Below are 6924 nucleotides of genomic sequence, written 5' to 3'. Positions count from 1 at the left end.
ATTTTCCATTTTCAATTTTGTTTATGTTTTTAATTTTTCACTTTTCACTCTTAACTCTTAACTCTTCACTCTTCACTTTTCACTCTTCACTCTTAACTCTTCACTCTTAACTCTTAACTCTTCACTCTTAACTCTTAACTCTTCACTCTTCACTCTTAACTCTTAACTCTTAACTCTTCACTCTTAACTTTAGTTTTGGTTTTTGGTTTTGGGTTTTCCATTACTCATTACTAATTGATTTTAAGGTTTTCAATTTTCCATTTTCAATTTTCCATTTTCAATTTTCAATTTTCAATTTTCAATTTTCAATTTTCAATTTTGATTATGTTTTTAACTCTTCACTCTTAACTCTTCACTCTTAACTCTTCACTTTTCACTTTTCACTCTTAACTCTTAACTCTTAACTTTGTTCTTCACTTCTTCCCCAACCAAATAATCACCTACAAGCTCCTTCATTTCTACTTTCCTTATTTTACCTTCAAGGTCTTCTTCAGATTTTAAAAGAACCTTAATGTAGTTGCTTGTTAAGCCCTCAAAATAATTCGAATAATCCTTTGAAGAGTTTTCAAATAATACCTCCAGCCTTCTACCAATAAACCGTTGTAAATACTGGTGTTTCATTTTTTCACCAAGCTCTATCAATTTTTCACTTCTTTCATGCTTTACATTACCCTCCACCTGTTGTGGAAAATCTGCTGCTGGTGTTCCCTTTCTTGGTGAGAACTTAAATACATGTATATCGCTGAACTCCATTTCCTTAACAAACCCATAGGTTGTTTGAAAATCTTCATCTAGTTCTCCTGGAAAGCCAACTATTATATCTGTTGTTAATGCTATCTCGGGATATGCTTTCCTAATATTATGAACTATCCTTCTATATTCACCAGTTGTATATTTCCTATTCATCTTCCTTAGTATTTTATCGGAGCCACTTTGTAGTGATAAATGAAAGTGCCTACAGACCTTTTCTAGCTTTGACAAGCCATCAAGAAAGCTATCTGTAAATAAAGTAGGCTCTAATGAGCTTAATCGTATTCTTTCTAATCCTTCAATTCCGTTGACTTCCTTAAGTACGTTTAGAAGAGGCTGCGGTTCTTTTAAATCCTTACCGTATGAAGCTACATGAATACCTGTTAAAATCACTTCCTTAAAGCCATTATTAACAAGCCCCTTAACTTCATTTATAATGTCTTCTTTTTTTCTGCTACGTATTGGTCCCCTTGCATATGGTATAATACAGTAGGAGCAGTACTGATTGCAGCCCTCTTGAATCTTTAATAAGGCTCTAGTTTTACCTTTAATCTCCTGTATAGACATCTCTTCAAACTCTTTAACCTTCATTATATCATCAACTGTATTTATTTTTTCTGTTGGTAGACAGTCTTCTACATAGTCAACTATTTTACTTCTTTCATTGGTTCCCATGACTATATTAACACCTTCTATTTCTGCTACTTCTTCTGATGCTGTTTGAGAATAGCAGCCTACTACTGCAATGATAGATTGAGGATTATTTCTTTTGGCTCTGCGTATAAACTGCCTAGATTTCTTATCCCCTGTACTTGTTACTGTACAGGTATTAATAACATAGACATCAGCATTTTCAGAATCTGAAACCACCCTATAGCCTGCCCTTTCAAATAGCTCAGACATGGCTTGTGTTTCATATTGATTAACCTTACAGCCTAATGTGTGGAAAGCTACCTTTTTCACATGCTCCCTCCTAAATCACCTAGCTCATACATTACTATTGATAGTAATGCAAAGCCCGCAGTTTCAGTACGTAGTATTCGAGGGCCTAGTGTTACAGTATTAATTTGATGTTGAATAGCTTCTACAACCTCATTTTCTGTATATCCTCCCTCAGGTCCGATCCAGATACCTATTTTTGTTAACGACTTATTGACCCCTTGTAAAAGTGGTTTCAAGCTATTCTTTTCTTCCCCCTCATAAGCAATAATATTTAAATCATTTCCCTGGCAATGCTTTAGGGCTTCCTTAAACAACATTGGAGGATGTACAAGGGGAATAACACCTCTTTTGCTTTGCTTTGCAGCTTCGGCAGAAATCTTCTGCCATCTATCGGTTTTTTTTATCTTATCCTTGCTACTATCAAGTTGAACAACTGTACGTTGAGTAAAGACTGGTACAACTTCTGCAATACCCATTTCAGTAGTTTTTTGAATAATTAAGTCCATCTTGGTTGATTTAGGAATACCTTGATATAAAGTTACTCTAATGGAGGCTTCTGTCTTTATTTGTACCCTCTCATCATAGGACAAAGTGACTTCATTTTTTGAAATATCCTTTATCTCACATATATACTCAAATGCTTCATCACACAACTCTATCAAATCGCCTATGCTTAACCTCAAAACCTTTGAAATGTGTTTTACGTCTTCTCCTAATATGCTTATGGTTTTATTAACTTCATTTATTTGGCTAGCATTAACAAAAAATCTATTCAAGCCCATCACCTTTTTTCATTGAGGTTATTGCTGCCCACTCACCCATTTTATTAATATTAATAACCTTTAAATCTGCTTTTTCTAAAGCTTCAACCACCTGATCTATTTTATCAATAATTATGCCTGAGCTAATAAAAACCCCATCATCCTTTAAAAATTCCTTAACATCCTTAGCTAATAATACTATAATGTCTGCAATTATGTTGGCCACAATAGTATCGGCTGAACCTTCTACTGTCTCCATAAGATTACCATGCTTTACTGATACTATTTCCTGCACATTATTATTGCAAATATTCTTTTTAGTAACCTCTACTGCAACAGAATCTAAATCAACAGCTATAACTCTATCTGCACCCAACTTAGCAGCTGCTATAGACAGTATTCCACTTCCACAGCCTATATCATAAACAACGCTTGATGGCTTAATATGTTTTTCCAAAGCATTTATGCACATGATGGTGGTCTCATGGGTGCCAGTTCCAAAGGCCATGCCTGGGTCTAACTCAATTATTAATTCACCCTTATTTGCTATGTAATTCTCCCAGGTTGGTTTAACTACTATTTTATTGCTAACCTTAGTGGGCTTGTAATATTGCTTCCATGAGGAGCTCCAGTCCTCCTCAGATACTTCAATGGTAGTAACTTCACCAAGTCCTATATCTAATCCATATTGGGGTAATAAGGAAACTAATTGTCGTATTAATTCAATTTTATCCACTAAATCTGCTGAAGCAGGTAAATACCCCTTCACTATGGCACCTTCAAAGCCATTGTTAAATAAAGACTCATCTACATAATCCCAGTCGCCTTCACTTTGCTCAATAAAAAGATAATCCTTTGAATCCTCAATAGCTACACCAGTAACTCCTGCATCATATAATATGTTAGATACTGCTTCCACTGCTTCAGTAGTGGTTTTAATTGATATTTCAATCCATTCCATTAAACTCACATCCCCTTAATAATCTCCCAATAGTTAACTTCAATTATACTACTTTAATAAAAATCACTCTATTTAGAGTGATTGAGTATGAAGGCAAAGAAATATTTTTTCAAACCCGATTTTTAAAACTAAAGTAAATTGTCAGTACTTTAGCCCCTGTAAGATAGACAACAACTGAGAATCTCCGAAGTTAGAATAAAAAAGAGTGAAAAGATAATCAGATAAGTATTTTCAACTGTTTGAGCATGAGCGAGTTTTGAAAATACCTGATTATCTTAAGCTCATTCCCGCTTGGTTCTGAGCGGGTTTACGTAGTTTTCAAAATATCTCGGGTTTGTCTACAACATTAATCATTTTAAAATAGAGTGATTTTACTTTAAACTCCAAACGCATCCTTTACCTTATCGAAAAAAGTCCTTCTTTGTTCATGTACCTCTTCGCCACTTTCAGCGGCAAACTTTCTTAGTATGTCTTTTTGACTTTCTGTTAGCTTTCTAGGTACCTCTACTACAACCTTTACATATTGGTCCCCTTTACCGTAGCCCTTTGGACTAACTATACCTCGTCCCTTTAACCTAAATACAGTTCCACTTTGGGTACCCTCTGGAATTTTATACTTTACTTTACCTTCTAATGTTGGTACCTCCAACTCATCACCTAATGTTGCCTGTACAAAGGTAATTGGTATTTCACATATTATATCATTTCCATCTCTTTCAAATATCTTATGGGGTAACACCCTTATAACAACATAAAGCTCTCCAGGAGGGCCACCTTTTACGCCTGGCTCCCCTTCTCCTCTAATAGGGATAACCATACCTGTATCTACACCAGCAGGAATCTTAACTTTAATTTTCTTTAGTTTTCTAACCTTACCCTTACCTCTACATCCATGACAAGGCTCTTCAATAATTTGCCCCTCACCATGACAATGTGGACAGGTTTTTACATTAACAATTTGACCTAAAGGAGTTCTTTGAGCATATCTAACTTCACCAGTTCCCTTACAATGGGAGCAGGTTTTTTTAGATGTGCCAGGCTTAGCTCCTGTTCCCTTACATATATCACAGGATTCATTGCGATGGAATTCTACGGTTTTTTCTGTACCAAAAGCAGCCTCCTCAAAGGTTATAGTTGTTTCATATTTTATATCAGAGCCTTTTTGAGGTCCACTTCTTCTAGAGAAACCACCTCCACCACCAAACATATCAAATATATCTCCAAAAATATCATCGAAGCCGCCACCGAAGCCGCCAAATCCACCTTCAAAGCCTCCTGCACCGTTACCATTAACGCCAGCATGGCCAAATTGATCATATCTTTGCTTCTTTTCAGGCGAACTTAACACTTCGTATGCTTCATTTATTTCTTTGAATTTAACCTCTGCCCCTTTATCATCAGGATTACGGTCTGGATGATATTTCATTGCTAGTTTTCTATAGGCCTTTTTTATATCCTCTGGTGCTGCGTTTTTATCTAACCCCAGCACATCATAATAATCTCTTTTGCTCACCTCTTCACCGCCTCTCTTGGTTGAAAGATTCAGCCATAAACCAATAATAATTATATGTTACTTTTATAATTAAAGCAACCATTTTCAACCCTATATGCTTTTTCTAGCTTTGAGGACACCCTAGGGGTGCCCTCTGATTAGTCAGTTTTAATTCTTTATTCCTCTTTATCCTCTTTTACCTCTTCGTACTCTGCATCAACTACATTTTCATCCTTTGCCTCTTCAGTATTTCCATTTTCTGTAGCCTGTTGAGCTTCTGAGGCCTGCTGATACATTTGCTGTGCTACAGCGTGGAAGGCATTATTAACATCTTCTATAGCCTTCTTCATTTCCTCTGTATTATCGGCTTCTATTGCTTTTTTAAGCTTTTCTAGCTCTGCCTTAACTTTTTCTTCATCTTCTTTATTTATTTTTCCTTCTGCTTCTTTAAGTGTTTTTTCTGTTTGGTATAATAATGAATCCGCTTGGTTTTTAACCTCTACCTTTTCTTTTCTCTTTTTGTCCTCCTCAGCAAACTCCTCTGCTTCCTTAACCTTTTTCTCTATTTCATCATTTGATAGATTTGTTGAAGAGGTAATAGTTATCTTCTGCTCTTTTCCTGTTCCCAGGTCTTTAGCTGACACATTAACAATACCATTGGCATCTATATCAAAGGTTACTTCAATTTGAGGCACTCCCCTTGGAGCTGGTGGTATTCCTGTTAATTGGAATCTTCCCATTGTAATATTGTCGGCAGCCATTGGTCTTTCACCCTGAAGCACATGTATTTCTACCGCTGGCTGGTTGTCGGCAGCTGTAGAGAAAGTTTGACTTTTCTTAGTAGGTATAGTTGTGTTTCTTTCAATAAGCTTAGTAAATACTCCACCTAGGGTTTCAATACCAAGTGATAAAGGAGTAACATCAAGTAAAAGAACATCCTTAACCTCTCCAGTTAATACTCCCGCCTGTATAGCAGCACCAACTGCAACACACTCGTCTGGATTAACTCCTTTATGTGGGTCCTTTCCAGTAATTCTTTTAACTGCCTGTTGAACCGCAGGAATACGAGTAGAACCACCTACAAGAATAACCTTATCTATATCTGCTGCATTTAAGCCTGCATCACTTAGGGCCTTTTTCATTGGATCTAATGTCTTTTCAACTAAGTGTGAAGAAAGGTCTTCAAATTTTGCTCTTGAAATATCTAGGGTTAAATGCTTTGGACCATCGCTTGTTGCAGTAATAAATGGTAAATTTATGTTTGTTGTCATAGTGCTTGAAAGCTCTTTTTTAGCCTTTTCAGCAGCTTCCTTTAATCTTTGAAGAGCCATTTTATCTTTTCTTAAATCGATTGCTTCTTGTTTCTTAAACTCTTCTGCAATATAATCAATTAATACCTGGTCAAAGTCATCTCCACCAAGATTATTATTACCACTGGTGGCCAAAACCTCAAACACTCCATCTCCAAGCTCTAATATTGAAACATCAAAGGTACCTCCACCTAAGTCATAAACAAGTATCTTTTGATGCTCTTCTGTTTTATCTAATCCATAGGCTAGTGAAGCGGCTGTTGGCTCATTAATTATTCTTCTTACATTTAAGCCTGCTATCTTACCAGCATCCTTTGTTGCCTGTCTTTGACTATCAGTGAAATATGCTGGTACTGTAATTACTGCATCTGTTACTTTTTCTCCTAAGTAAGCCTCCGCATCAGCCTTTAGCTTTTGAAGAATCATAGCTGATATATCCTGGGGAGTGTAGTCCTTTCCATCAACCTTAACCTTGTGATCAGAGCCCATATGTCTTTTAATTGACATTATTGTTCTATCGGGATTAATAACTGCTTGTCTTTTAGCAGGTTCACCTACTATTCTCTCTCCATCCTTTGCAAATGCTACAATAGAAGGAGTAGTTCTGTTACCTTCAGAATTTGTTATAACCACTGGCTCTCCAGCCTCTAATACAGAGACACATGAATTTGTTGTACCTAAATCAATTCCAATTACTTTACTCATATT

5 protein-coding genes are annotated in these 6924 nt (G+C 36.2%); all 5 read right to left on the bottom strand.

The annotated features are described in order from the left end of the window. Positions 1–393 precede the first annotated feature (393 nt). A complete protein-coding gene (gene mtaB, locus F8154_RS01285; protein ID WP_151859774.1) occupies positions 394–1713 on the bottom strand; it encodes a tRNA (N(6)-L-threonylcarbamoyladenosine(37)-C(2))-methylthiotransferase MtaB in 1320 nt (439 codons plus the stop codon). Then, a complete protein-coding gene (locus F8154_RS01280) occupies positions 1710–2474 on the bottom strand; it encodes an RsmE family RNA methyltransferase (protein WP_334296196.1) in 765 nt (254 codons plus the stop codon). Before F8154_RS01280 ends, mtaB begins: the two co-directional genes overlap by 4 nt. Beyond that, on the bottom strand, positions 2461–3414 hold the full coding sequence (gene prmA / locus F8154_RS01275; protein ID WP_151859772.1) for a 50S ribosomal protein L11 methyltransferase: 954 nt from the start codon (positions 3412–3414) through the stop codon (positions 2461–2463). Before prmA ends, F8154_RS01280 begins: the two co-directional genes overlap by 14 nt. Positions 3415–3790: 376 nt before the next feature. Beyond that, positions 3791–4927 carry a molecular chaperone DnaJ gene (gene dnaJ / locus F8154_RS01270; RefSeq protein ID WP_151859771.1) on the bottom strand — a complete coding sequence of 379 codons (1137 nt, stop codon included), beginning with the start codon at positions 4925–4927 and terminating at the stop codon, positions 3791–3793. A gap of 155 nt (positions 4928–5082) precedes the next feature. Continuing rightward, positions 5083–6921 carry a molecular chaperone DnaK gene (dnaK, locus tag F8154_RS01265; RefSeq protein WP_151859770.1) on the bottom strand — a complete coding sequence of 613 codons (1839 nt, stop codon included), beginning with the start codon at positions 6919–6921 and terminating at the stop codon, positions 5083–5085. Positions 6922–6924: the final 3 nt, after the last annotated feature.

Source organism: Alkaliphilus pronyensis, assembly GCF_009017275.1.
Lineage (GTDB): Bacteria > Bacillota > Clostridia > Peptostreptococcales > Natronincolaceae > Alkaliphilus_C > Alkaliphilus_C pronyensis.
The sequence above is the reverse complement of the archived record's forward strand: the minus strand, read 5'-3'. Positions and strand labels throughout refer to the sequence as shown.

Excerpts from the sequence above, each read along its gene's own strand:
- dnaK (WP_151859770.1), bottom strand. The coding sequence starts at position 6,921 with ATGAGTAAAGTAATTGGAATTGATTTAGGTACAACAAATTCATGTGTC.
- prmA (WP_151859772.1), bottom strand. The coding sequence starts at position 3,414 with ATGGAATGGATTGAAATATCAATTAAAACCACTACTGAAGCAGTGGAA.
- F8154_RS01280 (WP_334296196.1), bottom strand. The coding sequence starts at position 2,474 with ATGGGCTTGAATAGATTTTTTGTTAATGCTAGCCAAATAAATGAAGTT.